Raw genomic sequence first — 1,683 nt, forward strand, 5'->3', positions numbered from 1 at the left:
CAGCACTTCGATGCTCTCGCCGAAACCCAATGTCAGGCGTGTCATCCAAGCCTGAGTAGCGAAGCGCATCGTCACCACGATCGAGCCGTCGTCGTCTGCACCGACCTGAGTCATCGGGTAGTAATCCATGACCCACGCATAGCCCGGGGCGATGCGAAGCCGGGCCTGCGGCAGCGTCGGATCGTCGTTGAAGATCTCGAAACTGTCGTCCTGTGGAACGTCGTGAGGTGGTCGCGACGGCTCGGCCAACTCCACGGCACGGTCGATCCGATCGAATCGGAACAAGCGAACGCCCTCGGCTCGTCGACACCAGGCCTGGACGTAGGTGTGATCGTCGATCAGCACGGTACGGATGGGATCGACGATGCGCTCCGAGACTGCATCGCGTGAAGCCGAGTAGTAGGTCAACTCGAGCGCATGCTGATTGCGCAGCGCGGCCCGCACTGCTGCGGCCACTGGGCCCATTGCCGTGTTCGCGTCCGAATCGCTGGTCGACGAGCGGGGTACGTTCGCCGCCGCTGACCCGGCCGCGTCCTCGATCTTGGCAATCGCACTCTGCGCGGCACTCGGATCGACCATTCCTGCCATCGACGTCAACGACCTCAGGGCAACCAGAAGTGCAGTGGCCTCCGTCGATGTCAGCCTCAACGGTCGATCGATACCGGCCGAGAACGTGACCTCGATGCTCTCCTCCGAGAACGACAGGTCGATGAGGTCGCCGGGCCCGTATCCGGGAAGGCCACACATCCACAGCTGGTTCAGATCGGTCATCAGGGTCGTGGTGGACACCCCGAGCTCCTGAGCTGCCTCGGCCGCACTCAAACCGGGGTTGGCGAGAAAGAACGGCACCATGTTGAGCAATCGGGCGAGCCGGACCGACAACCGCGCGCTCATCGAACACCCTCCGACACTGCCGAACGCAACGCGGCGATGACGTCGGAGCGCAACTCGGGCGGATCGAGAACGAGCGCATCGGGCCCATGACCTGCAATCAGTCTCGTCACCCATTCCCAGGATCGAACCGGCATCCGGACAACCGACCCGTGACGGTTGCCCACGGTTCGGTCCTCCACGATCGTTCCCATTCTTCTGATTTCCACGGCACCGTCGTGTGCGACCCATACCGTCGCCGTACCGCTCACCTCGGCTGTGCCCGCAACTCGCTCGACGATCGATTGCAGATCGACGTCCTCGGGCTTGTGCACGCTTCCCGCACGACCGAACGCTTCGACGTCGTCGCCGATTCGGGACAGCCGGAAGGTTCTGATGTCGTCACGGTCGACATCGTGCCCGACGAGGTACCACCTACCGCGGAAGGTGACCACTCCCCACGGCTCCACCGTCCGCACCGTGAACGGATCCGTTGCCGAACTTCGGTGCTGAAAGCGAACCGACCTTCCGGCGTCGACAGCGGCAAGGAGAGCTCCGAGCGCCGGCTCCGATCCCCTGGTCCGGGCGGGAACCGCTGTGACCGATGCTGCGGATTCGTCTTGATCCACCTGGATACCTGCTGCTCGAAGCTTCACCAGCGCGCTCTGCGCTGCCGATGTCAGCTCGGGAGACTCCCACAGCTGGACAGCGACAGCGACAGCAGCGGACTCCTCGCGTGTCAGGTCGATCTCGGGTAGCTCGTAGGCGTCCCTGTTGATTCGATACCCTTCGACCCCGCCGTTACCCACCGAG

At 63.8% G+C, this 1,683-nt stretch carries 2 protein-coding genes; both read right to left on the bottom strand.

Going from position 1 to position 1,683, the window contains the following annotated elements:
• Window positions 1-894, bottom strand: an 894-nt coding sequence (locus A2J03_RS01065) for a helix-turn-helix transcriptional regulator (protein WP_068368541.1), incomplete at its 3' end; no start/stop codon positions are given.
• A partial coding sequence (locus A2J03_RS01070; protein ID WP_068368538.1) for a helix-turn-helix transcriptional regulator occupies window positions 891-1,683 on the bottom strand: 793 nt, incomplete at its 5' end. The genes A2J03_RS01070 and A2J03_RS01065, both read right to left, overlap by 4 nt.

It is taken from the genome of Rhodococcus sp. EPR-157 (assembly GCF_001647195.1).
Taxonomy (GTDB): Bacteria; Actinomycetota; Actinomycetes; order Mycobacteriales; family Mycobacteriaceae; genus Rhodococcoides.